Source organism: Amycolatopsis methanolica 239 (assembly GCF_000739085.1).
Lineage (GTDB): Bacteria > Actinomycetota > Actinomycetes > Mycobacteriales > Pseudonocardiaceae > Amycolatopsis_E > Amycolatopsis_E methanolica.
This window is the reverse complement of record NZ_CP009110.1, coordinates 5,398,697-5,421,214: the sequence shown is the minus strand read 5'-3', so window position 1 is coordinate 5,421,214 and position 22,518 is coordinate 5,398,697. Positions and strand designations below refer to the sequence as shown.

Sequence of the window (22,518 nt, the reverse complement as noted above, 5' to 3'; positions counted from 1 at the left end):
CACGCCCCAAGTCCCCACGAAGAGGTGTGGCCGACTGGCGGAGGCACACGATCCGGCGCAGCATCGGGGGCATGCCGCTGCCCGAGCCCGTCGCCCCGATGCTGGCCGTTCCCGGACCCGTGCGGGACAGCGAGGGCTGGGCGTTCGAGTGGAAGTACGACGGGGTGCGGTGCCAGGCCGCGCTGTCCGGCGGCGAGGTCCGGCTCTACTCGCGGCGGCTGCGTGACGTCACCGCCACCTATCCGGAGCTGGCCGTGCTCGGCGGCGATCCCCGCACACTGCTGATCGACGGCGAGGTCGTCGCGCTCGACGAGGACGGCAGGCCGGATTTCGGGCGCCTGCAACAGCGCATGAACCTGGCCGCGCCCTCCCCGGCGCGGCTGTCCTCGGTGCCCGTCGTGTTCTTCGCGTTCGACCTGCTGCGCGAGGGATCGCGGGACTGCACCGGCCTGCCCTACGAAGAACGCCGGGAACGGTTGCTGGGCCTCGGCATCGACCGGCCGGAGGTGCGGGTGCGGCGGCACTTCCTCGCGTCCGACGTGGAGGGTGCGGAGCTGCTGAGCGCGGCGCGCGAGGTCGGCCTGGAGGGGCTGGTGTCCAAGCGGCTCGGCTCGGTCTACCAACCCGGCGTGCGGTCGCCGGACTGGGTGAAAACACCGCTGACCCGCACCCAGGAGGTGGTGATCGCGGGCTGGACCGCCGGCGAGGGGCGGCGGTCCCGCACGTTCGGCGCCCTGCTGCTCGGCCTGCACGACGAGACCGGGCTGCGCTTCGCCGGGCACGTCGGCACCGGGTTCACCGACCGCATGCTCGACGACCTGCAGGCCCGCCTGCGCCCGCTGGCCCGCCGCACGAGCCCGTTCGACAGCCCGGTGCCCCGCGAGTACGCCCGCAACGCACACTGGGTGGAGCCGGAACTGGTGGGCGAGGTGGAGTTCCGGCAGTGGACGTCGGACGGGCGGTTGCGGGCGCCGTCGTGGCGGGGGCTGCGGCCGGACCGGCGGCCGGAGGAGGTCACGCTCGCCTGACCAGCCTGGTGCGCACGGCGAGCCCGGCGCACGCGATCACCGCGAGGCCGCCGAGCACCGTCGGCCAGGTGATCGCCTCGCCGAGGAACAGCACCGCCCAGCAGATGCTCAGCACCGGCTGGACCAGCTGGATCTGGCTCACCCGCGCCATCGGGCCGATCGCGAGCCCCCGGTACCACGCGAAGAACCCGAGGAACATGCTCACCACGCCGAGGTAGGCGAACGCGGCCCAGTCCACGGCGGTGCCCGCGGGCGGGCGCTGCCACACCGCGACGGCCGCGAGCGCGGTCATCAGCGGCGCGGACAACACGAGCGCCCACGAGATCGTCTGCCACGCGCCGAGTTCGCGGGCCAGCAGCCCACCCTCCGCGTAGCCGATCCCGGCGGCCAGCACGGCCCCCACCAGGAGGAGGTCCGACCACCGCGGCCCGGTGAAACCGCCCTGCAGGGACGCGAACGCGACCGCGGCCACCGCGCCGAGGGGCGCCGCCGCCCAGAAGCGGGCCGCCGGCCGTTCCCGCCCGCGCAGCACGGCGATGACCGCGGTGGCGGCGGGCAGCAGCGCGATCACGACGGCGCTGTGGCTGGCCGATGCGGTGGTCAGCGCGAACGACGTCAGCACGGGGAACCCGGCGACCACGCCCGCGGCGACGATCGCGAGGCGGAACCACTGCACGTCCCGCGGCAGCCGTTGCCGGGCGCACGCCAGCGCCACCGCGGCGAGCAGCGCGGCGACGACCGCCCGGCCGGCGCCGATGAACAGCGGCGACATGGCGCCGACGGCGACCCGGGTGAACGGGACGGTGAACGAGAACGCTGTGACCCCGAGCAGACCCCAGCCCAGACCGGCCCGAGCGGGTGGTAGCACCTGACGGTTGATGAGAGTAGCGCTACTATCTTGTCTCATGTCTGACGATAGCAGCTCCCGCATCGTCGCCGGGCTGCGCGAATGGATCGCGACCGCCGAACCGGGCGCGAAGCTGCCGTCCACCCGCGCGCTCGTCGCCGAGTACGCGGCCAGCCCGGTGACCGTGCAGAAGGCGCTGCGGACCCTCGCCGCCCAGGGGATCGTGGAGAGCCGGCCCGGTGTCGGCACCTTCGTGCGCGCCATCCGCGTGGCGCGCGCCAACGACTACGGCTGGCAGACGGCGGCGCTCGGCTCGCCGCCGCACCGGATGCCGCGGGCGTCGACCGCGCTGCGCACGGTGCCGAACGACGTGATCGCGTTGCACTCCGGGTACCCGGACCGGGAACTGCTGCCCGAGCGGCTGGTGCGGGCTGCGTTCGCCCGCGCCGCGCGGGGCGCTTCCGCGGTCAGCCGCCCGCCGGCGGCCGGGTTGCCGGAGCTGCAGGCGTGGTTCGCTGCGGAGCTGGGGCCGGCGGCGCCGGGCGACGTCGTCGTGTTCCCGGGCAGTCAGAGCGGGCTCAGCGCGGCGTTCCGGGGGCTAGTCGGGGCGGGCGCGCCGCTCGTGCTGGAGTCGCCGACGTACTGGGGCGCCATCCTCGCGGCCGCGCAGGCCGGGGTGCGGGTGGTACCCGTGCCGAGCGGGCCGCACGGTCCGGACCCGGACGAGCTGGACCGCGCGTTCCGGCGGACCGGGGCCAGGGCGTTCTACGCGCAGCCGAACTTCGCCAACCCGACCGGCGCCCGCTGGCCCGCCGAGCTGGGCGACCGGGTCCTCGGCGTCGTGCGCGAGCACGGCGCGTTCCTGATCGAGGACGACTGGGCGCACGATTTCGGGATCGCGGCGGATGTGGTGCCGCTCGCCGCGCGCGACGACCGCGGGCACGTGGTGTACCTGCGGTCGCTGACGAAGAGCGTGTCCCCGGCGGTGCGGGTCGCCGGGATCATCGCCCGCGGCGCGGCCCGCGAGCGGATCCTCGCCAGCGCACAGGGCGAGTCGATGTACGTGAGCGGGTTGCTGCAGGCGGTCGCGCTCGACGTCGTCACGCAGTCCGGGTGGCGCACGCACCTGCGCGGGGTGCGCCGCCAGCTGGCCGCGCGGCGCGACCTGCTCGCCGCCGCGCTGCGGGAGCACGTGCCCTCCGCACGCCTGGAAGGGTTGCCGCAGGGCGGGCTGAACCTGTGGGTGCGGCTGCCGGACGCCACCGATCCGGCCCGCCTGATCCGCGACTGCGAGGCGGCCGGAGTGGTGGTGAACCCGGGCGGCGAATGGTTTCCCGCGGAGCCGCCCGGGGTGTACCTGCGGCTCAACTACTCCGGCCCGAACCCGGGCGTTTTCCCCGACGGCGCACGGATCATCGGCGAGGCACTGGCCGGGCAAGGGCTTTAGACGTCCCGTCGATCCGACCCGCGTCGCGGTCTACTCTGGCGGGATGCTGCGGGTCTCCCTGCTGGGAGAACAAGCAATCCTCGACGAGGCGGACGGTTCGGTGGTGACTCGTTCGCCGCGCACCGTCGCGCTCGTCGCGTACCTCGTCGTGCACCCGGGCGTGCCCCAGCCGCGGCAGCGCATCGCCGAACTGTTCTGGCCCGACTCGTCCGAACCGCAGGCGCTGACTAACCTCCGCCGCGAACTGCACCACCTGCGCCACACACTCGGCGAGGACTGCCTGGTCGTCACGGCGAAGGACCTGTGCTGGCGTGACACCGCGACCGTCCGCGTCGACGTGCGCGACTTCGAACTGGCCCGTGCGGCGGCCCAGTCCGGCGACGGGGTGCTCGAACGCGCGCCGGCCGCGCTCGCGCTCTACCGCGGTGAATTCCTGCCCGGCATCAACGACGAATGGGTGATCGAGCCGCGTGCCGCGCTGGAATCGGCCTCCGTCCGGCTGTGCGATCTGCTGTGCCAGGCCAGGAAGAGCCGCGGCGACCTGCCCGGCGCCGCGGAGGCCGCCCGCAGGCGGATCCAGTTGCGCCCGCTGGAGGAACAGGGCTACCGCACGCTGATGGACCTGCAGGCGGCGATGGGGGACCGGGCCAGCGCGGTCAGCACCTACCACCACTGCGCGTCCACCCTGGAGCGCGAACTGGGCGTCGTACCGGACGAGACCACGCGGCGGGCCCTCCGCCGCCTGCTGGCGGGCGACGCGACGGGCCCCCGCCCCGGCACCACCGGGCTCGTTGGGCGCGGCCGCGAGGTGGTCCTCCTCTCGCGTGTCTGGCAGACCGCGGCGGCCGGCCGACCGGGGCTCGTGCTGGTGTGCGGCGGCGCGGGAGTCGGCAAGAGCAGGCTGGTCGCCGAAGTCGCCTCGGCGGCGCGGGCGCACGGCGCGATCGTGGCCACCTCGCAGTGCTTCGGCACGCCGGGGCGGCTGCCGTTGGCGCCGGTCGCGGACTGGCTGCGCGCCCCCGCGGTGCGCGCCGCGACCGCGAACCTGGAACCGGTGTGGCGCGCCGAGGTGGACCGCCTCGTGCCCGCGGGCCGCTCGCGGAGCGATCCGGACACCGGCCCCCGCGCGATGGTGGACGCCTGGCAGCGGCACCGCTTCTTCGAGGGCCTGGCCAGGGCGCTCACCGGCGCGGGCCGCCCGATGCTGCTGGTGCTGGACAACCTGCAGTGGTGCGACCAGGAAACCCTGGCGTTCCTCACGTTCTGCCTCGGCCTGACCCCGGACGCGCCGGTCCTCGTCGCCGCGACCCTGCGCACCGACGGCGAGTGGCCGGAGCTCGCCGAGTGGACCACCCGCATGCGCGGCACCGGCCTGCTGACCGAGCTGACGCTGAACCCGTTGGAGATCACCGAATCCGCCCGGCTGGCCGAGCTGATCTCCGGGCAGCCGCTCGCCCCCGCGGACCGTGAGCTGTTGCAGGCCACCACCGGCGGTTTCCCGCTCTACGTCGTGGAAGCCGTGCGTGGCAAGGCACTGCCCGGCAGCGACCTCACCGATGTGCTGCGCAACCGGGTGGAGCAGGCGAGCCCGGCCGCGCGCAAGATCGCCGGGCTCGCCGCCGCGGTCGGCCGGGACTTCACGCTCGCCCTGCTCACCGAGGCCAGTGATCTCGAACCGGACACTGTCGTGCAGGCCGTCGACGAGCTGTGGCGGCGCCGCATCATCCAGGAGATCGGCGACGGCTACGACTTCAGCCACGACCTGCTCCGGGACACCGCCTACCACCTGGTCAGCCCGCCCAACCGGTGGCTGCTGCACCGGCGCATCGCGCAGGCGCTGGAGCTGCTGCACGCCGGCGACACCGCTCCGGTGTCCGGCCGCCTCGCCGAGCAGTACGCGCGGGGCGGGCGCCCGGACCGCGCGGTCGGTTTCTACCGGCGCGCCGCGGCCTTCGCGTCCAGCACCTTCGCCCACGCCGAGGCGATCCGGCTGCACCAGGAGGCGCTGGACATTGTGCGGTCCCAGCCGGACAGCGCCGAGTCCGCCCGTCAGGAACTGGCGATCCTGGAGACGATGGCGGCGCCGCTGAACGCCCGCCGCGGGTACGCCTCGCCGCAGCTGCAGCAGGCCCTGGAGCGCACCATCGCGCTCGCCAAACGGCTGGGGCAGCAGGATTCCATGCTCACCGCGATGGTCGGACTGTGGGCTTCCCGCTTCGTGCAGGGACGCACCGCGGACGCCTACGAGGTCGCCACGAGCGTGCTGGACCTCGTCGACCCGGACTCGGAACTGCGCGGCGCGGCGCACTTCGTGTACGGCGGGAGCGCGAGCAGCCTTGGGCGGCCCGCCGAGGCGCTGCAGCACTTCGAACTCGCCGTGAAACTGTCCCACGGCGCCCCGTCGCTGACCGTCGGCACCCGCCCGGACGTGCACGCGACGGGGTGGGCCGCGCACCCGCACTGGCTGCTCGGCCACACCGGGGAGGCGCTGGCCGCCTGCCAGGACGCGATCGACCTCGCCAGGTCGGCCGAGCACCCGTACAGCCTCGCCGTCGGGCTCGCCTACGCCGGGATCACCTACCAGATGTGCGGCGAGGTGGACCGGCTCGGCGACACCGTGCGCGAGCTGGGCGAGCTGTGCGACCGCTACGGCTTCGCCTACTACCGGGAATGGGGCCTGGTGCTGGGCGGCTGGCGGGCCGGGCGGCCCGAGGTCGCCCGGCGCGGCATCGACAACCTGCGCGCGGAGGGCTCGTTCGCGCGGATGCCGTACTGGCTCGCGCTGCTCGCCGACCTGTCCGGCCCGGACGCGGCCCGCGCGACCCTGGACGCGGCGATCGTCGCCGGGCAGGCCCGCGACGACGTGTGGTGGATGCCCGAGGTGATGCGCAAACGCGCTGCTCTCGACGACCCGGACACCGCGGTGTCCCGGTTGCGCTCGGCGGTGCGGCTCGCCAGGGCGCAGGGCAGCCTCGCCCTGGTGCGGCGGTGCGAGCACGACCTCGCCGTTCGGGCCGTCGGCGGCTGACCCCGCGCGGGCGAACGCTGCGCGAACGCCCGGTCCCTAGCGTCGTGGCGACCCACCTGAGGAGGAACCATGACAACCATTGCCACCGCACCGTACGAGGAGCTGGCCGCCACCCTGCGCGGCGACCTCGTGCTGCCGTCGGACCCGGACTACGATGCGGCCCGTGCCGTCTACAACGGGGCGATCGACCGGCGGCCGTCCGCGATCGTCCGGGTGCGCGACACCGCGGACGTGGTCGGGTGCGTGAAGTTCGCGCGGGCACACGACATCACGATCGCCGTGCGCGGCGGCGGGCACAACGCCGGCGGGCTCGGCATCGCCGACGACGCCCTGGTGATCGACTTCGCGTCGCTGCGCAGCACGACCGTCGACCCCGAGCACCACACCGTCCGCGTCGACGCGGGGTGTACGTGGGCCGACGTCGACCACGCCACCGTCCCGTTCGGCATGGCCGTGCCGTGCGGGTTCCTCGGCTCGACCGGGGTCGCGGGGCTGACGCTCGGCGGCGGGGTCGGCTACCTGGCCCGCAGGTTCGGGCTCACCGTCGACAACCTGCTCTCGGCCGACGTCGTGCTGGCCGACGGCACGCTGGTGACCGCGAACGAGACGTCGCACCCGGACCTGTTCTGGGCGTTGCGGGGCGGCGGCGGGAACTTCGGCGTGGTCACGTCGTTCACGTTCCGCGCCCACGACATCGGCGAGCACGGCGTGATCATCGGCGGGCCGGTGCTCTACGACCTGGCCGACACCCCGGACGTGCTGCGCTGGTACCGCGAGCTGCTGCCGTCGCTGCCGGAGGAGCTGTCCGGCTGGTTCGGGTTGCTGACGATCCCGCCCGCGCCGCCGTTCCCCGAGGAGCTGTGGGGACGCAAGGCGTGCGGCATCGTCTGGTGCTACACCGGGCCGCACGACCGCGCGGACGAGGTGCTGGAGCCGGTGAAGAGCTATGGCACGCCGCTGGTGGTGGGGCTGCAGCCGATGCCGCACAACATCCTGCAGACCGCCTTCGACGCGCTCTACCCGGCCGGGATGCAGTGGTACTGGAAGGCCGACTTCTTCTCGGAGATCAGCGACGAAGCGATCGAAGTCCACGTCAGGTACGGGCAGACGCTGCCGACGCCGTTCTCGACGATGCACCTGTACCCGATCGACGGTGCCGCGGCGCGCGTCCCGGCGGAGGCGACCGCGTTCGGCTACCGCGACGGCGGGTGGGCCGGTGTGATCGTCGGAGTGTCGCCGGAGCCGGCCGACCTCGACGGGATGTCCCGCTGGGCCAAGGACTACTGGTCGGATCTGCACCCGACGTCGGCGGGCGGGGCGTACATCAACTTCATGATGGACGACGAGGGCCAGGACCGGGTGCGGGCGTCCTACCGGGACAACTACGACCGGCTGGCGCGGGTCAAGGCCAAGTACGACCCGGAGAACGTGTTCCACGTCAACCAGAACATCCGCCCAGCCCGGTGACGGGCCACCTCGTCCGCGCCGACACTGCTCGGCGCGGACGAGGTTCGCTCAGAACGCGTTGATCCCGATCAGTTCCGCGGACCGCGCCCAGAGCCGTTCCGCCTCCGCGGGGTCCACCGCGTGGTCACGGACGCCGGCGATCATCTCCGTGCTGTCCGTGGGTTCGGCGATGTCGCAGTCCTCGCAGTAGAGGCCGCCGAGGCCGTCGAGCTGCGGTGACGTGTCGGCCCAGACCTGGGTGGCCGCGCCCTGCTCGGGTGTCTTGAAGCTGGGGTCGGCGGGGTCGCGGCCGAGGGCGTCCAGCAGCACGGCGAAGAGCGCGTTCGCGGTTTTGGACTGGGCGTAGGCGAGCGAGCGATCGTAGCCGCGGTCGAAGTGGATGTCGTCCCAGCGTATGGGCGAGAGCTGGTGGCCTGCCGAGGAGACCACCACGACGCGCGCGCCGGGGGCGATGGCCGGCCAAAGGGGGGTGACCAGCGCGAAGGCCCAAGGTGGTTGACGGCGAAGTGCGATTCCCAGCCCGGCCCGACGCGTGTTTCCGGGGCGGCCATGATGCCCGCGCCCGCGATGAGGATGTCGATGCCGCGGCCGGAGGCGAGGAACCGCTCGGCGAACCGGCGCACGCTGTCCGGCTCGGCGAGATCGAGTTCGTCCACTTCGGCCGCTTCACGCGCGGCTTCCGGGCGGCGCGCGGGAACGACGACGTGCGCGCCGGCCTGGGTGAGCGCGCGGGTGGTGGCCAGGCCGATGCCCGAGTAGCCGTCGGTGACGATCGCGAGCCTGCCGGTCAGGTCGACGCCGGCGAGGACCTCGGCGGCGGTGGTGCGGGCGCCGAAGCCGGTGCCCAGTGGTTTCTGGATCATGGCCGCGACGCTAGGAGTTAGAGCGGCGTCTAGGTCAACTTAGGCTGGTCCGGTGGACTTGAGCATCGGCGAGGTCGCGCGGCGCACCGGGCTGAGCGTGCACACGTTGCGGCTCTACGAGCGGGAAGGCCTGGTGGCGAGCCCGGTCGCCCGGAACGCGAGCGGCCGGCGCGTCTACCGCGAGGCGGACGTCGAGTGGCTGCGGTACTGCACGCGGTTCCGCGCGTCGGGGATGCCGCCGGAGGAGATCCGCCGGTTCGCCGCGCTGGTGCGGCAGGGGAGGGGCAACGAACCCGAGCGGCTGGCGCTGCTGCGTGAGCACGAGGAGCGGGTGCGGGCGCGGATCGCGGAGCTGCGGGAGAGCCTCGCCGTGATCCGGCACAAGGTGGGGGTGTACGAGGAGCACGTGGCGGAGGGCCGCGCCGCCGGGTTGTGGGAACCGGCGGGGTCCACTGTGGAGTGATGCTCGGTCGCGCGGAATGGACACGCCGCTGACCTTCACGACCGGAACACGCCCGCCGGTTCCACCGAACACCGGCAACCTCGGCCCCGTGGTCTACACCCTCCTCGACGCCGACGGCCGCCCCTACCGCAGCGCCATCCCGGGCACGCTCGGCGAGCCCCGGCGCTTGCGGACCTCCCCTAACGTCGAGGCATGGCGAACCGGTTCTTCCCCGGTTGTTCAAGCGCATCGGCGCCCGCAACGAGGCCCGGGGCGGCGCCGCGCTCCGGCGGGAGACTCCTCGCGGGCGCGCGGGGACGGGTGCTCGAAGTCGGGGCGGGCACCGGGCTGAACTTCCCCACTACCCGCCCGGGGTGGACCTCACGGCCGTCGAGCCGGAGCCCGCCCTGCGGGCCGAAGCGGCGAAGTCCGGCGTCCCCGTCCTGGACGCGCGCGCCGACCACCTCCCGCTGCCGGACGGGTCCGTCGACGAGGTCGTGGTCAGCGGGGTGTTGTGCTCGGTGCCCCACCAGGCCGCCGCGCCCGCCGAGTTCCGGCGCGTCCTCCGGCCCGGCGGACGTCTGCGATTCTACGAGCACGTCCGCGCCCGCACTCCGCTGCGGGCGCGCTGGCGGGACCTCCCCGCGCTGGTCTGGCCGCGGCTGATGGGCGGGTGCCTGCCCAACCGGGACACCCGCACCGCGATCGAGGCCGCCGGGTTCGTCGTGTCACACTGCCGCGAGTTGATCTTCCCGCCCGGCGCGAAGGTGTCCGTCGTCGCACCTCGCATAGTGGGAGTTGCGCGAAAAGGACCGGACCAGCCGTAACAACAGTCCCTCCAGCAACTGCGGTCGCAGAACGAGGGTGCGCCGCGTGAGTCACACCCGGGGTGTGGTTAGTCTTCGCCAGCGAATGTCGTCGAGACCGTCCCGGGGGGTCAGGTGCGCAGGACCAGTTCCCGGCCGTGGCAGCGCCGGCCGCCGAGCCCGCAGCCGCCGCCGAGCAAGCCGCAGCCGATGCCAGGCCGCATCAGCCGCTGAGGAAGTCCAGGCCGGTCGCGCCGGTCCGGGAGGTGCGGACCGCCACACCTTCCGCGTCCACCTCCACCAGGACCTCGTCCCCGCACGTCAGCCGTCCCCGGTAGACGCCAGGTGCGGGCAGCGCGGTCCCCGGCTCCACCCGCAGCCGCCCGTCGGCGAGCACGCCCTCGACCCGGTGCGGCCGGCCCAGCGCCCGGGCCGCACCGGCCACGTCGCCCGCCCGCAGGCACGACCGGACGTGCGTGGACGAGACCAGCGGCAGCAGGTCCACCGGGTGCGTGGTGAAGCCGTAGTCGCGCCCGAGCCGCCGCAGCGTCTCCGGCGTGCCCTCGCCGCGGTGGCCGAACGTGAAGTTCCCGCCCACCACCACGGCCGCGGCGCGCAGGCGCCCGGCCAGGATCCGGGCGACGAAGTCCAGGGGAGACATCCCGGCCAGCTCCCGTGTGAACGACAGGACGCACACCGCGTCGACACCGAGTTCCCCGGCCAGCTCCGCGCGCCGCTCGACGGAGCTGAGCGCGTCCGTGCACCGCGGCGGCCCGACGACCCGCGCCGGGTGCGGGTCGAAGGTGACGAGCACCGTCGGCAGGCCGCGGGCACGGCCGATGCCGACGGCCTCGCCGATGAGCCGCGCGTGCCCTCGGTGCACCCCGTCGAACACGCCGAGGGTCACCACGCACGGCCCGAGACCGGCGGCCACGGTGTCGCGCCACACCGGGCACAGCATCGCGGTCATCGCAGCTCCTCGCTGGTCGCACCGGGTGCGGCGCCCCGGGGGACGAGGCGCCGCACCCGGCGGTGGTGGCCCGGCGACATCGTCGTCCACCGGGCCCCGCCGTGGGATCACCGGACCGTCAGCGACGGCCTTCCGGGTTGAACAGGTCCGGCACGGTCCAGCCATCCAGGTCGTACTCGGCCATGCACTGCTCGGCGAAGCCCTTCATGCCGTCGGCCTGACCCGACTGCTGCGCGGCGAACAGCAGCTCGGCGCGCACGCCCTCGTGGTTGCCCGAGTAGTTGCGCTCGTACAGCTCGTGCCTGCCGCCGAACTCGCTGCCGATCGAGTCCCAGATCAGCTTCATCAGCTTGACGCGTTCGATCGCGTCGATGCCGTTCGAGCCGCGCACGTACTGGTCGAGGTAGGGGCGGACCTCCGGCGACTTGAAGTCGTCGGCGTGCGAAGGCAGGTAGATCAGCCCGGATCCGAGGTCCTGCATGATGATCTCGCGCACCCGGGGGTAGCCGACGGTCATGAACCACCGGTAGGCAAGGCCGTAGTCCAGGTGCGGCAGGACCGCGCCGTCGATCCACTCGTCGGGCCGCGCGGCCATCGCGTCGGACAGCGCCCAGAACAGGTTGCGCCACCCGATGACCTCGCCGACCCGGGTCTGGATGCCGCGGAAGTCCTTGGTGCCGGTGACCTCCACGCCCTTCATCAGCAGCCCGGCGATGAAGTCGAGCTTGACCGCCAGCCGGGTGACGCCGTGGAAGGTGAAGCGGTGCAGGAAGCCCGAACCGGGGAAGAACGTGCTGGCCTTCTCGGCGTCACCGTAGATGAAGACGTTCTCCCACGGGATCTTCACCTTGTCCAGGATGAAGATCGTGTCGTTCTCGTCGAACCGGGACGACAGCGGGTAGTCGAACGCGCTGGTCGCGCTCTGCGCGTAGGACTGGCGGCAGATCAGCTTCATGCCGGGAGCGCCCATCGGCACCGTGCACACCAGCGCGAACTCGCGCTTCTTGATCGGCAGGCCGTAGTGGGCGATGAAGTTGTAGTTCGTGATCGCCGAACCGGTGGCGACGACCTTGGCGCCGGAGACGATCAGGCCGTCGTCCTTCTCCTCCTCGACGTGGATGAAGATGTCCTTCACGTCGTCGGGGTTGCGGTCGCGGTCGACCGGCGGGTTGATGATCGCGTGGTTCCAGTAGAGGACCTTCTCCTGCGATTCGGTGTACCAGCGGCGGGCGTTGTCGGCGAAGGGCTCGTAGAAGTCCGAGTTCGCGCCCAGCGTGCCGAGGAAGGCGGCCTTGTAGTCGGGGCTGCGGCCCATCCAGCCGTAGGTCATGCGCGCCCACTCGGCGATGGCGTCCCGGTCGGCGAACAGGTCTTCCCGGCTGCGCGGGGTGCGGAAGAACGGGTGCGTGAACCCGCTGCTGCCAGTGTCGGTCGGCGCGGTGAGGACGCCCTGCTTGTCCGGGTCGTGCAGCGCGTCGTAGAGGCGCGCGGTCATCCGGGCGGAGTTGCGGAACGCCGGGTGGGTGGTGACGTCGTCGACCTTCTCGCCGTAGATGAAGATCTCGCGGCCGTCCCGGATGCTGTCGAGGTACTCCTCGCCGGTCATCGGGCGGGTGGTCCGGGTGGGGGTCGTGGCCTCGTCGGGCTGGTGGATCGCCACGGGGTGGTCCCTTCGTCGTTGAACGGGATCTGGTGGGTGGTCAGACGGCCGCCGGAGCGGCCGGGAACCAGCCGATCTCGGGGCAGTCGAGGGAGACGGCCCAGTGCGAGCCGTCGTCGGCGGGGCCGAGGTTGCGGAAGCGGCCCGCGTAGAACAGCAGCGGCTCGGCGTTGGTGAGTTCGAGGTCGACGACCTCGCCGAGCACGATCAGGTGGTCGCCGCCGTCGTAGGTGCGCCACGGCAGGCAGGAGATCGTCGCGGCGTTGCCCAGCAGCACAGGCGCCGTCGGGCCGGTGCCCCAGCGGGGGCCCGGGTCCTGCGGGCGGCCTGCGAAGTGCATCGCCGTGTCGAGCTGGTTCGCGGCGAGGACGTTCACCGCGAACGGGGAGTCCGCCAGGTAGCCGCACGCCTTGGACGAGCGGGTCAGCGTCACCTGGCAGAGCGCGGGCTCCAGCGAGACCGCGGTGAAGGCGTTGACGGTCGCGCCGTGGGGTTCCCCGGCGCTGTTGCGGCAGGTCACCACCGTGACACCGGTGGCGAACCGGCCGAAGCCGGTGCGCAGCTGGCGCTGGTCGAGCGTCATCTTCGACACCTCCTGTACGCTCTGCGTACTAGTTGCACGCTCTGCGTTCACAAGGAGAGTGCCTGCTGGTGGGTGCGCGAGTCAATACCTCAGGTGCGGGAAGATGGCGGCCATGACCACCGAGGGGAATCCGCGCGACCTCATCCAGAGCCTCGAGCGGGGGTTCGCGGTGCTGCTCGCGTTCGACGCGGAGCGGCCCAACCCCACGCTCGCCGAACTCGCGGCCGCGACGCAGCTGTCGCGCCCGGCGGTGCGGCGGATCCTGCTGACCCTCCAGCACCTGGGTTACGTGCACGGCGAGGGCGGGCGCTGGACCCTGACGCCGCGGGTGCTGAGCATCGGGCAGCACTACTCCGCCTCGCACGGGATGATCGAGATCGCGCAGCCGCACCTGCTCCGGCTCGCCGAGCAGACCGGCGAGTCGGCGTCGCTGGCCGCGCTGGACGGCACGGAGGTCGTCTACGTCGCCCGCGTGCCGGTGCGGCGGATCATGAGCATCAACGTGTCGATCGGGACGCGCGTGCCCGCGCACTCCACGTCGATGGGCCGGGTGCTGCTGGGCTGGGCGCCGGACGAGGTGGTCGACCACGTCATCGCCGCGGGGCTGACCGCTCACACCGAGCACACGGTCACTGATCCGGACGAGTTCCGGCGGCGGTTGCGGGACGTCCGCTCGCTGGGTTATTCCGTGGTGGCGGAGGAGCTGGAGAAGGGGCTGCTCTCTGCCGCCGTGCCGGTGCGGGATTCCTCCGGCGCCGTGGTGGCCGCCCTGGCCTCTTCGACGTCCAGCGGACGGTCCACAGTGGAACAGCTGCGCGCCGACGTGGTGCCGCTCCTGATCAAGGCGGCCGACCGGATCAGCACCGACTTCGGCCACCGGCAGAGCGTGACGTCCGGACCAAACGTCCGAAAAGGACATGAAGGCTTCTTCTGACGGGCGCCCGCGCCCCGGCTAGGCTGGACGTATGCGCTTCGGATTGTTCATCCCCCAGGGCTGGCGGCTCGACCTGACCGGTATCGAGCCCGCCGGGCAGTGGCAGACCATGCTCGACGTCGCCCGGTACGCCGAGAACGGGCCGTACGAGTCGGTGTGGGTGTACGACCACTTCCACACCGTCCCGGCTCCGCTGGCGGAGGCCACGCACGAGGCGTGGTCGCTGATGGCGGCGCTTGCCGCGACCACGAGCCGCGTCCGCCTCGGCCAGATGTGCACCTGCATGAGCTACCGCAACCCGGCCTACCTGGCGAAGGTCGCGGCGACCACGGACGTCATCTCGGGCGGCCGCGTCGAGATGGGCATCGGCGCCGGCTGGTACGAGCACGAGTGGCGGGCCTACGGCTACGGCTTCCCGTCCGCGGGCGAGCGGCTCGGCATGCTCGACGAGGGCGTGCAGATCATGCGGCAGCTGTGGAGCGAGGGCAAGGCGACGCTGGACGGCAAGCACTACCAGGTCGACGGCGCGCTGTCGTACCCGCTGCCGCTGCAGGACGGCGGTATCCCGCTGTGGATCGCCGGCGGCGGCGAGAAGAAGACGCTGCGCATCGCCGCCCGGTACGCCCGGTACACGAACTTCGCCGGTGGCGCCGAGGACTTCAAGCACAAGTCCGAGGTCCTCGCCGCGCACTGCAAGGACGTGGGCACCGACTTCGACGCCATCGTCCGCTCGGCCAACTACAACGTCGTCATCGGCGAGACCGAGAAGGACGTGGCCGACCGCCTGGCGTGGATCCGCTCGCACTACGAGCCGCACCTGTCCGCCGACCTGCTCGAGAGCACCGTGAACTCGTTCGCGAACGGGCCGCTGGTGGGCACTCCTGAGCAGATCGCCGAGCGGCTCACCGAGCTGCGCGACCTCGGCATGACGTATGCGATCACCTACTTCGCCGACATCGCCTACGACCGCGCGTCGGTGGAGCTGTTCACGAACAAGGTCATCTCCGAGCTGGCCTGACCGCGAACTCGTCGAGCGCGGCGCGCATCGCCGCCCGCATCGCGTCGCTGCCGGTGTGGCCGGAGTCGTCGATCACGATCAGTTCGGCGTCCGGCCACACCTTGGTCAGCTCCCACGCCGTCTCGACCGGGCCGGACAGGTCGAGACGGCCGTGGATGAGCTTCCCGGGGATCCCCTTCAGCCGGTGGGCTTCCCGGATCAGCGCGCCCTCCTCCAGCCAGGCGGCGTTCGAGAAGTAGTGCGCGCAGATCCGCGTCATCGCGAGCAGGTCGCGGGACGGGCGGTCGCTGTAGGAGTTCGGCACCCCGTTGGGTTCGAGTGAGATCGCCGCGTCCTCCCAGGTGCTCCAGTCCCGCGCGGCCTTGTTCCGCACCTCGGGATCCGGGTCCGCCAGCAGGCGCGCGTAGGCGGCGAGGACGTCGAACGTGTCGCCCTCGACATCGCCCGCGCCTGCCCGGAACCGCTCCAGCTCGGCCGGGAAGAACCGGCCGACCCCGTTGTACAGCCAGTCGATCTCGCGGCGACGGGTGGTGGTCACGCCGACGATCACGATTTCGCTGACCCGCTCCGGGTGCCGCTCGGCATAGGCGAGTTGCAGCGTGGAGCCCCAGGAACCCCCAAAGAGCAGCCACTTTTCGATCCCGAGGTGCTCGCGCAGCCGTTCCATGTCCGCGATGAGATGCTCGGTCGTGTTGTGGCTCAGGTCGGTGGCCGGGTCGCTCGCGTGCGGTGTGCTGCGGCCGCAACTGCGCTGGCTGAACAGGATGATCCGGTAGCGCTCCGGGTCGAAGTAGCCGCGCGGCTTGGTCCAGGCGCCCTGTCCGGGGCCGCCGTGGACTGCCGCCACGGGCTTGCCGTCGGGGTTGCCGAATGTGGCCCAGTGGATTCGATTACCGTCGCCGACGTCCAGCATGCCTTCGGCGTGGAGCTCGGCGACGGGGTGGAGCTGGGTCATGATCCCTCCAGATGCAACAGTGCTGTTATATTAGCGCTGTGATAATCCCCGGCGCCGAACTCCTCGCCACCCGGCTGCGGCACCTGCTGGAACTGCTGGACGGCGACGTCGCCGCCGTTTACGCCGACCTCGGCCTGGCCTGGTTCCGGCCACGCTTCACGCCGGTCGTCCGGACGCTGGCCGCCGACGGTCCGCAGCCGATCCGGGATCTCGCCGCGGCCATCGGGGTCACCCACTCGGCGGCGAGCCAGACGGTCGCGCAGATGGTGAAGGCGGAGCTGGTGACGCTCAGCCCGGGCGCCGACGCCCGCCACCGCATCGTCCGCCTGACACCCAAGGCCGAGGAGTTGCTGCCCGTCCTGGATGCGGAATGGGCGGCGACCGCCGCCGCGGCGAAACGTTTCGAAGCCGAGCTGGCCTACCCGCTGAGCAAGCTGGTCGACGAGGCCATCGAGGCCTTGCGGGAACGTTCGATGCGGCAGCGGATCGCCGACGCGGCACCGGATCTGGGCCGCTGAGGGCGAGCAGGTTTCGCGTTCCCTTGACCGGGGTACAAGGACGCTCCACGCGCGTTGAAGGACCAGCGGAGGACCGTCTTGCCGGACTCAGCCCAGATCTGTGACAGAACCAGCGGCGTGCCCTTGTTGGGTGCGCCTCACCTCGCCGGGCTCCGGCGGCACCTCCGGCGCTGCGGCTCCCGCTGCACATCATCGACCGGCTCGCCCGCACTTGGTGCGTCGACCTGCGCGAGCACCACGGCGTGCTTCCCGCCGAGGTCGACCTGGCCTGCTGAAAACCGGTTGCGCGACCGTGCGGCGGGCCGGAGGCTGCCGCACGTGACCGAAGCGTTCTTCGCGTTGTTCCACGGCCTGCCGCGGCAGGGCCCGGGATCGGACGCCACCACCCTCCGCCTCCTCGACCTCGCCCGTCCGCTGCCCGAGCGGCCCCGCGTCCTGGACCTCGGGTGCGGCCCCGGCCGGTCGGCGCTGCTGCTGGCGAAAGCCGGCGCTCGGGTGACCGGCCTGGACACCCACCAGCCCTTCCTCGACGACCTCGCCGCGGCCGCCGAGGGGCTCGACGTCGACACCGTCAACGCGTCGATGGCCGACCCCCCGTTCCCGGACGGGGAGTTCGACCTGTTGTGGGCCGAAAGCTCGGTCTTCGTGCTCGGCTTCGACACCGCGCTGCGCACGTGGAAGAGGTTGCTCAAGCCCGGTGGGGCGCTCGTGCTCACCGAGTGCGAATGGTCCACCGCCACGCCGTCGGCGGCCGCGCGGGAGTTCTGGGACGAGCAGTATCCACTGAGGACGACCGAGGAGAACTCCGCCGCCGCGGTGGCCGCGGGCTACCGGGTGGATGCGGTGTTCCCGCAGCCGGACCGCGACTGGTTCGACGAGTTCTACGACCACCTGGCCGCGCGGGCCGACGCCGCGGCAGGCGATCCGGCGATGGCCGAGGCGGTCGCCGCGGCACGCCGCGAGATCGCGATGCGCCGCGAGCATGGCTCGGAGTACCAGTACACCGGCTATGTTCTCCGTACATACCAGTAGGTACAGTGCGGGGATGTATGCGAAACAGTACGAGATCGCCCTGCCCGCCGGCTACGACATGGGCATCATCCGCAGGCGGGTCGCCGAGCGCGGGCACGCGCTGGACGACCGCGCGGGCCTCGGCCTGAAGGCGTACCTCGTCCGGGAGGGCCCGAACCAGTACGCGCCGTTCTACCTGTGGCGGGACCCCGGGCGGATGGCCGAGTTCCTGGTGGGCGGCGGCGGTTTCGAGAACATCGTGCGGGACTTCGGCCGCCCGGTGGTGCGGCACTGGACCGGACTGGCGTTCCAGCCCGGTCCAGTGCGCGACCGCACGCCCCGGCACGCGTTCCGCCTCCTCACCCCGGTCGGCGTGGATGCCGCCGCGGCGGTCGAGGAGGCGCTCGCCAGGCTGAGCGCGATCGCCCGGGAGGCCGGGGTGCACAGCGCCGCCCTCGCGCTGGACCCGCACCGCTGGCAGCTGGTGCGGTTCATGCTCGGCGAGCACGACGGCGAGGCGAGCGAGCGGTACGAGGTGCTGCACCTCTCCGCGCCGGAACTGGCGGCGCTGCGCGTGGGACGGCAGTGGTTGGTCAGGCGGCCACTTCGGTGAGGAGGCCGCGGCCGGATGGCCAGTCGCCGAGGCCGCTGGCGGAGTTGAGGTGGCCGCGCCCGGCGAGCAGGCGCCGCGGGACTCGCCACGCGTCGGCGAGCGCGGCCGAGGCCGCCGGTTCGCAGTAGGGGTCATCGTCGCCGGCGACCACCAGGCCGGGACACGGCAGTGGCCGGGCCCGCAGGTTCGCGAACGTCGGCGCGGCCTGGCGGGGGAACGCCGGCCCCCGCGGGTCGGGCGGTGCGACCAGGAACGCGGCCACCCCGCGCAGCTGGGCCGCGGCCAGCCACTCGGCTGCCGCCCAGCAGCCGAGGCTGTGCGCCACCAGCACCACCCGCTCGCCGCGCCGGGCCGCGGTCGTGTGGGCGGCGCCGACCGCCGCCACCCAGTCCGCGAGGTCGGGCTCTGTCCAGGAGGCCGGGGCGATCCGGACGGCCGAAGCGCCCCACCGCTCCTCCCACACGGTCTGCCAGTGCTTCTCGTTCGAACCGTCGATCCCCGGGATGATGACGTACGCGACCAGCGTCCACCGCCGTTTCCACTCGTGGCCCCCGCACGTCCGGGTGCCGCCGGGGACGATGATCGATGGTTCAACGGTCCGCGGTGGGCCGGACAAGTGATCTCAAGGGAAGTGGCGGCGACAACGCTGGAATCACTCGACGAGATCGACCGCGCGACCCTGGAGCTGTTGCAGACCGAGGGGCGGCTCAGCGGCGCCGAGGTGGGCCGCCGGGTGGGGCTGTCCCAGCCGACGGCCGGCGCGCGCATCCAGCGCCTGGAGAAGAGCGGCGTCATCCTCGGGTACCGCGCGCCCGCCGCGGTGGGCCTGAACATCCACGCCGTCGTCCGGCTGCGCACCACGCACGCGCAGCTGCCGAAGGCGCTGGCCCTCGCCGAGCGGATCGCCGAAGTCGTCTCGACGGTCCGGGTGACCGGGGAGGACTGCCTGCTGTTCGACGTGCACTGCACGCACGCCGAACGGCTCGAACAGGTCGTGGACTCGCTGGCCCGCTTCGGGCCGGTCACCACGTCGCTCGTGCTGCGCAGCTACCCGGCGAAGCCACTGCCTACCCCTTGACGCACACCACCTGCTTGAGGTGCGCGACCACTTCGACGAGGTCGGCCTGCGCCTTGATCACCGAGTCGATGTCCTTGTAGGCGGCCGGGATCTCGTCGACGACGCCCTCGTCCTTGCGGCACTCCACGCCGTCGGTCTGGGCGGCGAGGTCCGCGGCGGTGAACGTCTTGCGCGCCTTGGTGCGCGACATGCGCCGCCCGGCTCCATGCGACGCCGAGTGGAACGAGGTCTCGTTGCCGAGGCCGCGGACGATGTAGGAGCCGGTGCCCATGCTGCCCGGGATGATCCCGAGGTCGCCGGAGCCCGCGCGGATCGCGCCCTTGCGGGTGACCAGCACGTCCACGCCGTCGTAGGTCTCTTCGGCGACGTAGTTGTGGTGGCACGAGATCGGCTCGTCGAACCGCACGCCCGGCACCGTGTCGATGACGGCCTGCTGCACGAGCGCGACCATCGTGGCCCGGTTGCGGGCCGCGTAGTCCTGCGCCCAGAACAGGTCGCGCCGGTAGGCCGCCATCTCTGGGGTGCCCGCCACGAACACCGCCAGGTCGCGGTCCGGCAGGTCCGCGTTGTGCGGCAGCTTGCGGGCCACGTCGATGTGTCGCTTGGCGAGTTCGTTGCCGATGCCGCGGGAGCCGGAGTGCAGCATCAGCCACACGCGGCCGGCGTCCGGGCCACCCTGTTCGAGGCACACCTCGATGAAGTGGTTGCCACCGCCGAGGCTGCCGATCTGCGCCCGCGCCCGGTCGCGGAGGTTCTGGACGCCGTCGTGCAGCTGCCCGAACGCGGACCAGAACTCGTTCCACCCGCCGGTGCCGGGCACGCGGGCGGGGTTGACCGGGGTGCGGTGCATGGCGAAGCCGACCGGGACGGCGTCCTCGATGCGCCGGCGCAGCTTGCCGAGGTCGTCGGGCAGGTCGCCGGCGGTCAGCGAGGTGCGGACCGCGCTCATGCCGCAGCCGATGTCCACACCCACCGCGGCGGGGGAGACCGCGTCGCGCATCGCGATCACGCTGCCGACTGTCGCGCCCTTGCCGTAGTGCACGTCCGGCATGACGGCCAGACCGTGCACCCACGGCAGGTTGGCGACGTTGTGCAGCTGACGCATCGCTGCGTCCTCGACGGTCGCCGGGTCGGCCCACATGCGGATCGGCACGCGGGCGCCCTCGACGGCGGTGAACATCCGAAGATCCTTTCGCTCAGGTGGATCCACAGGGTTACCCGCGGATCGGTCCGGAGCAACCGGATTTCAGTAGTCGTCGCGCCCGGTGAGCTGTTCTTCGAGCAGCTCGGCGGAGCTGGTGACCAGGGCGAGCGGGTCGACGAACTCGTTGATGTCGAGGTTGGCCAGCGGGAGGGAGTGCCGGAGCACCAGGTACTCGCCCATGACGACCACCCCGCCGACAACGGTGGTGTGCCCGACCTCGGCCAGCACCCCGACGACGTCCACCTCGTCCACGCGGGCGAACGGGGTCGCGATCTGGATCCACTCGTCCCGCCGGTCGAGAACCTCCCGCGCGATCACGACGATCTGCGTGCGTTCCTCCTCCTCGGGATCGGACTGGAAGCGGATCCGGATGCGCAGTTCGTCCGGTTCATCCCGAACCACCTTGTACTGCTGCCGGATGAACGTCGCGAGATCGCGCCAGCTCGTCACCCCAGAAAGTCCTTCCTCGTGCCCGATCGGTCACGGGAAGTGAAGCACAGATGACCCAGAACCGGGACCGGACCGGGAAAACTCAAGACAAACGCAACCGGCGACCCGGCAACGCAAAAAGCCGACTACCCCAACCAGACCTCCCCCGCCCCCGATCCGCAGCCGATCTTTGATCGGCGACTGAAACACAATCAGGCATCGGGGGCGGGGGGTGGTCGAAGGTGACCTTTCGGCGCCGTGAGTTGCCATCCTGCGCGAAGCGCAGGAAAAAGATCACAAGAGTCCTCGCCGCACGGGCAGGCTCCGGGATGACCACGGGACCGTTGTTATCTCACCTCGAGTGGGTGGCTGGGTGGTCATCCCGTCGCCTTCCGGTGTGTGCATATCACGCCGGTGTCAGGCGACGGGATGACCACCCAGCTTCTCTTTTGTTGCTTGGCGCGTTGTCGCTGTTGCCCAAACGGCCAGTCCGATCAGCGGCAGCGCCGCACCGAACAGGGTTGGCCCGGCCCAGCCGAACACGTCGTAGAAGCTTCCCGCAACCGCCGACGCTACCGCGCCGCCCACGAAGATCGTCGTCATGAACACCGTGTTGATGCGGGCCCGCGCGTCCGCCCGCAGGCCGTAGATCTCCCGCTGCGACAGGACCTGGTGGCCCTGCACCGCGAGGTCGAGCACCACGCCGGCCAGCGCCAGCACCACCACCGATCCCGCGCCCAGCCACGCCACAACCATCGCGACCGCGGCCAGGGCCAGTGCGATTCCGCTGCCGATCCCGCCGTGCCCGCGGTCGCCCAGGCGCCCTGCCAACGGGGCGGCCGCGGCGCCGGCCGCGCCCACCAGCGCGAACACCCCCACCTCGGTCTGCGTGAGCCCGTGCCGCCCGACCAGTTCGAACGCCACCGACGTCCAGAACGCCGAGAACGCCCCGAACATCAACGCCTGGCACACCGCACGCCGCCGCAACGCGGGTTCCTCCCGGGCCAGCGTGAGGATCGACCTCATCAACCGGGCATAACCCTCGTCGTGCGTCGGACGGCGGTGAGGCAGCATCCGGCGCGCCGCGACCGCCACCACCAGCATCAGCACCGCCGACACGAAGTAGATCGTCCGCCACCCGAACGCACCGGCGACCAGGCTGGACAACGTCCGCGCCAGCAGGATCCCCAGCAGCAGACCGGTCATGACCGTGCCGACGAACCGGCCGCGCTGCTCCTCCGGCGCGAGGTGCGCGGCGAACGGGATGAGGATCTGCGCCACCACCGACGTCACCCCGATCAGCACCGACGCCGCCAGGAACACCCCGAACACCGGCGCCACGGCCGCGACCACCAGCGCCAGCGCGGTGAACACCAGCGTGCGCGACGCCAGCGCCCGGTTCTCCACCAGGTCGCCCAGCGGCATCAGCAACGCGAGCCCGGCCGCGTAACCCAGCTGCGTCAACGTCACCACCAGCGCGGCGCTGCCCTGGCTCACGCCGAACGCGGTCGCGATCTCGGCCAGCAGGGGCTGCGCGTAGTACAGGTTGGCCACCGTGGCGCCGCACGAGAACGCGAGCACCACCATGATCAGCCGCAGGTTGCGGATTTCCGGCAT

Annotated in this window: 21 protein-coding genes and 1 pseudogene; 12 read left to right on the top strand and 10 right to left on the bottom strand. The window is 72.1% G+C overall.

Annotated features, from left to right (window positions below; genetic code table 11):
* Positions 1–71 precede the first annotated feature (71 nt).
* On the top strand, positions 72–1,028 hold the full coding sequence (gene ligD, locus AMETH_RS26340) for a non-homologous end-joining DNA ligase (RefSeq protein WP_209436809.1): 957 nt from the start codon (positions 72–74) through the stop codon (positions 1,026–1,028).
* Here ligD and AMETH_RS26335 read toward each other — a convergent pair.
* A complete protein-coding gene (locus AMETH_RS26335; RefSeq protein WP_017984189.1) occupies positions 1,015–1,896 on the bottom strand; it encodes a DMT family transporter in 882 nt (293 codons plus the stop codon). The genes ligD and AMETH_RS26335 overlap by 14 nt on opposite strands.
* 37 nt (positions 1,897–1,933) lie before the next feature.
* On the opposite strand from AMETH_RS26335, the gene AMETH_RS26330 reads away from it, so the two are divergent.
* The 3 genes from AMETH_RS26330 to AMETH_RS26320 all read left to right on the top strand — a co-directional run bounded on the left by AMETH_RS26330 (position 1,934) and on the right by AMETH_RS26320 (position 7,817).
* Entirely contained in the window at positions 1,934–3,322 is a 1,389-nt protein-coding gene (locus AMETH_RS26330) for an aminotransferase-like domain-containing protein (protein WP_017984188.1), read from the top strand.
* A gap of 43 nt (positions 3,323–3,365) precedes the next feature.
* A complete protein-coding gene (locus AMETH_RS26325; protein WP_017984187.1) occupies positions 3,366–6,350 on the top strand; it encodes an ATP-binding protein in 2,985 nt (994 codons plus the stop codon).
* A gap of 69 nt (positions 6,351–6,419) precedes the next feature.
* On the top strand, positions 6,420–7,817 hold the full coding sequence (locus AMETH_RS26320; protein ID WP_017984186.1) for an FAD-binding oxidoreductase: 1,398 nt from the start codon (positions 6,420–6,422) through the stop codon (positions 7,815–7,817).
* Between the two features lie 48 nt (positions 7,818–7,865).
* Here the strand turns inward: AMETH_RS26320 and AMETH_RS26315 are convergent.
* Positions 7,866–8,680, bottom strand: a pseudogene (locus AMETH_RS26315) (SDR family NAD(P)-dependent oxidoreductase).
* Between the two features lie 52 nt (positions 8,681–8,732).
* Here AMETH_RS26315 and AMETH_RS26310 point away from each other — a divergent pair.
* Positions 8,733–9,143: a MerR family transcriptional regulator gene (locus AMETH_RS26310; RefSeq protein WP_017984183.1), complete on the top strand. Its 411-nt coding sequence runs from the start codon at positions 8,733–8,735 to the stop codon at positions 9,141–9,143.
* Between the two features lie 353 nt (positions 9,144–9,496).
* A complete protein-coding gene (locus tag AMETH_RS26305; protein WP_017984182.1) occupies positions 9,497–9,949 on the top strand; it encodes a class I SAM-dependent methyltransferase in 453 nt (150 codons plus the stop codon).
* Positions 9,950–10,151: 202 nt separating this feature from the next.
* On the opposite strand, the gene AMETH_RS26300 is transcribed toward AMETH_RS26305, so the two are convergent.
* The 3 genes from AMETH_RS26300 to AMETH_RS26290 all read right to left on the bottom strand — a co-directional run bounded on the left by AMETH_RS26300 (position 10,152) and on the right by AMETH_RS26290 (position 13,141).
* Entirely contained in the window at positions 10,152–10,898 is a 747-nt protein-coding gene (locus AMETH_RS26300; RefSeq protein ID WP_017984180.1) for a cytidyltransferase, read from the bottom strand.
* A gap of 118 nt (positions 10,899–11,016) precedes the next feature.
* Positions 11,017–12,504: a 4-hydroxyphenylacetate 3-hydroxylase family protein gene (locus tag AMETH_RS26295; protein WP_209436938.1), complete on the bottom strand. Its 1,488-nt coding sequence runs from the start codon at positions 12,502–12,504 to the stop codon at positions 11,017–11,019.
* Positions 12,505–12,598: 94 nt separating this feature from the next.
* The gene (locus tag AMETH_RS26290; RefSeq protein ID WP_017984178.1) at positions 12,599–13,141 is read right to left on the bottom strand and encodes a flavin reductase family protein; all 543 of its coding nucleotides are present in this window, start codon (positions 13,139–13,141) and stop codon (positions 12,599–12,601) included.
* A gap of 103 nt (positions 13,142–13,244) precedes the next feature.
* Here AMETH_RS26290 and AMETH_RS26285 point away from each other — a divergent pair, with 103 nt between their 5' ends.
* Together AMETH_RS26285 and AMETH_RS26280 are read left to right on the top strand one after the other, a co-directional pair.
* On the top strand, positions 13,245–14,075 hold the full coding sequence (locus AMETH_RS26285) for an IclR family transcriptional regulator domain-containing protein (RefSeq protein WP_020486726.1): 831 nt from the start codon (positions 13,245–13,247) through the stop codon (positions 14,073–14,075).
* Positions 14,076–14,106: 31 nt separating this feature from the next.
* Complete coding sequence (locus AMETH_RS26280; protein ID WP_017984176.1) at positions 14,107–15,093, top strand: LLM class F420-dependent oxidoreductase; 987 nt, start codon at positions 14,107–14,109, stop codon at positions 15,091–15,093.
* Here the strand turns inward: AMETH_RS26280 and pip are convergent.
* Entirely contained in the window at positions 15,074–16,048 is a 975-nt protein-coding gene (pip, locus tag AMETH_RS26275) for a prolyl aminopeptidase (RefSeq protein ID WP_017984175.1), read from the bottom strand. The genes AMETH_RS26280 and pip overlap by 20 nt on opposite strands.
* A gap of 38 nt (positions 16,049–16,086) precedes the next feature.
* On the opposite strand from pip, the gene AMETH_RS26270 reads away from it, so the two are divergent.
* The 3 genes from AMETH_RS26270 to AMETH_RS26260 all read left to right on the top strand — a co-directional run bounded on the left by AMETH_RS26270 (position 16,087) and on the right by AMETH_RS26260 (position 18,190).
* Positions 16,087–16,566: a MarR family winged helix-turn-helix transcriptional regulator gene (locus AMETH_RS26270; protein WP_017984174.1), complete on the top strand. Its 480-nt coding sequence runs from the start codon at positions 16,087–16,089 to the stop codon at positions 16,564–16,566.
* Positions 16,567–16,884: 318 nt separating this feature from the next.
* On the top strand, positions 16,885–17,598 hold the full coding sequence (locus AMETH_RS26265; RefSeq protein WP_017984173.1) for a class I SAM-dependent methyltransferase: 714 nt from the start codon (positions 16,885–16,887) through the stop codon (positions 17,596–17,598).
* 13 nt (positions 17,599–17,611) lie between these two features.
* A complete protein-coding gene (locus tag AMETH_RS26260; RefSeq protein WP_017984172.1) occupies positions 17,612–18,190 on the top strand; it encodes a DUF4865 family protein in 579 nt (192 codons plus the stop codon).
* On the opposite strand, the gene AMETH_RS26255 is transcribed toward AMETH_RS26260, so the two are convergent.
* Positions 18,171–18,806: an RBBP9/YdeN family alpha/beta hydrolase gene (locus tag AMETH_RS26255; protein ID WP_017984171.1), complete on the bottom strand. Its 636-nt coding sequence runs from the start codon at positions 18,804–18,806 to the stop codon at positions 18,171–18,173. The two genes, AMETH_RS26260 and AMETH_RS26255, sit on opposite strands and share 20 nt — an antisense overlap.
* Here AMETH_RS26255 and AMETH_RS26250 point away from each other — a divergent pair, their 5' ends adjacent.
* The gene (locus tag AMETH_RS26250; RefSeq protein ID WP_223842936.1) at positions 18,807–19,268 is read left to right on the top strand and encodes an Lrp/AsnC family transcriptional regulator; all 462 of its coding nucleotides are present in this window, start codon (positions 18,807–18,809) and stop codon (positions 19,266–19,268) included. It abuts the gene before it with no gap.
* On the opposite strand, the gene AMETH_RS26245 is transcribed toward AMETH_RS26250, so the two are convergent.
* The 3 genes from AMETH_RS26245 to AMETH_RS26235 form a co-directional block, all read right to left on the bottom strand.
* The gene (locus AMETH_RS26245; protein WP_017984169.1) at positions 19,258–20,448 is read right to left on the bottom strand and encodes an RtcB family protein; all 1,191 of its coding nucleotides are present in this window, start codon (positions 20,446–20,448) and stop codon (positions 19,258–19,260) included. The two genes, AMETH_RS26250 and AMETH_RS26245, sit on opposite strands and share 11 nt — an antisense overlap.
* Positions 20,449–20,514: 66 nt before the next feature.
* Positions 20,515–20,922: a hypothetical protein gene (locus AMETH_RS26240; protein WP_017984168.1), complete on the bottom strand. Its 408-nt coding sequence runs from the start codon at positions 20,920–20,922 to the stop codon at positions 20,515–20,517.
* A 396-nt stretch (positions 20,923–21,318) separates the two neighbouring features.
* The gene (locus AMETH_RS26235; protein ID WP_017984167.1) at positions 21,319–22,518 is read right to left on the bottom strand and encodes an MFS transporter; all 1,200 of its coding nucleotides are present in this window, start codon (positions 22,516–22,518) and stop codon (positions 21,319–21,321) included.

Coding starts and splice junctions, on each gene's coding strand:
- ligD (WP_209436809.1), top strand. CDS start 72: ATGCCGCTGCCCGAGCCCGTCGCCCCGATGCTGGCCGTTCCCGGACCC.
- AMETH_RS26330 (WP_017984188.1), top strand. CDS start 1,934: ATGTCTGACGATAGCAGCTCCCGCATCGTCGCCGGGCTGCGCGAATGG.
- AMETH_RS26325 (WP_017984187.1), top strand. CDS start 3,366: ATGCTGCGGGTCTCCCTGCTGGGAGAACAAGCAATCCTCGACGAGGCG.
- AMETH_RS26320 (WP_017984186.1), top strand. CDS start 6,420: ATGACAACCATTGCCACCGCACCGTACGAGGAGCTGGCCGCCACCCTG.
- AMETH_RS26300 (WP_017984180.1), bottom strand. CDS start 10,898: ATGACCGCGATGCTGTGCCCGGTGTGGCGCGACACCGTGGCCGCCGGT.
- AMETH_RS26295 (WP_209436938.1), bottom strand. CDS start 12,504: ATGACCGGCGAGGAGTACCTCGACAGCATCCGGGACGGCCGCGAGATC.
- AMETH_RS26290 (WP_017984178.1), bottom strand. CDS start 13,141: ATGACGCTCGACCAGCGCCAGCTGCGCACCGGCTTCGGCCGGTTCGCC.
- AMETH_RS26285 (WP_020486726.1), top strand. CDS start 13,245: ATGGCGGCCATGACCACCGAGGGGAATCCGCGCGACCTCATCCAGAGC.
- AMETH_RS26280 (WP_017984176.1), top strand. CDS start 14,107: ATGCGCTTCGGATTGTTCATCCCCCAGGGCTGGCGGCTCGACCTGACC.
- pip (WP_017984175.1), bottom strand. CDS start 16,048: ATGACCCAGCTCCACCCCGTCGCCGAGCTCCACGCCGAAGGCATGCTG.
- AMETH_RS26260 (WP_017984172.1), top strand. CDS start 17,612: ATGTATGCGAAACAGTACGAGATCGCCCTGCCCGCCGGCTACGACATG.
- AMETH_RS26245 (WP_017984169.1), bottom strand. CDS start 20,448: ATGTTCACCGCCGTCGAGGGCGCCCGCGTGCCGATCCGCATGTGGGCC.
- AMETH_RS26235 (WP_017984167.1), bottom strand. CDS start 22,518: ATGCCGGAAATCCGCAACCTGCGGCTGATCATGGTGGTGCTCGCGTTC.